Origin of the sequence: Cohnella rhizoplanae, from assembly GCF_948329515.1 — a bacterium.
Lineage (GTDB): Bacteria > Bacillota > Bacilli > Paenibacillales > Paenibacillaceae > Cohnella > Cohnella rhizoplanae.
Map to the genome: position 1 here is coordinate 1 of NZ_CAOJCN010000063.1, position 533 is coordinate 533.

General features: G+C 52.9%; 1 protein-coding gene. It reads right to left on the reverse strand.

Going from position 1 to position 533, the window contains the following annotated elements; translation table 11 throughout:
- Positions 1–88 precede the first annotated feature (88 nt).
- Entirely contained in the window at positions 89–460 is a 372-nt protein-coding gene (locus tag PQG80_RS28830; RefSeq protein WP_271755303.1) for a transposase, read from the reverse strand.
- Positions 461–533 lie beyond the last annotated feature (73 nt).

Consider the following 533-nt stretch of genomic DNA (forward strand, 5'->3'; position numbering starts at 1 on the left):
GGGATGGGCCGGCCTCCCTTGGAAGCGTGCTTGGCCTTGGGATGCTCCAGCCGGTAGTAATACGTGGCCGGCGCAACCTTGCAGTACCTCAGGACTCTCCGAACGGGGTAGCCGCGCTTCGTCCAGGTGAAGGCGACTTCGAGTCGGGAGTCGAGCGAGATGTCGTTTTTTTTAGCAGGTCTCGAAGGATGGCAAGCTCAAGCTCCTTCTCGCCGAGCATCTTCATGGCCTGGTCATACTTTTTCTGAAGATCCTTGCTGTCTTTGGCGAGCTGCTCTGCATGTTCCTTTTTCTTGGTCAATTCAGCTTCCACCTCGTCCCAATATTGACGTACCCAGCGTGAAAGCGTTGAAGGAGATAATCCGTTTTGCCTGGCAACGTGCTCCGTTCGATAGCCGGAGACCACCAGCCCCACATATTCCTTCTTCAATGCTTCCGTTCCGTAAAAACGTCTTTTCACCGACATTTCCTCCGCTCTTTATAGTTTAATTCGAGTCGGAGAAAGTGTCCAAAGGGATTAGGGGGCTAAATAG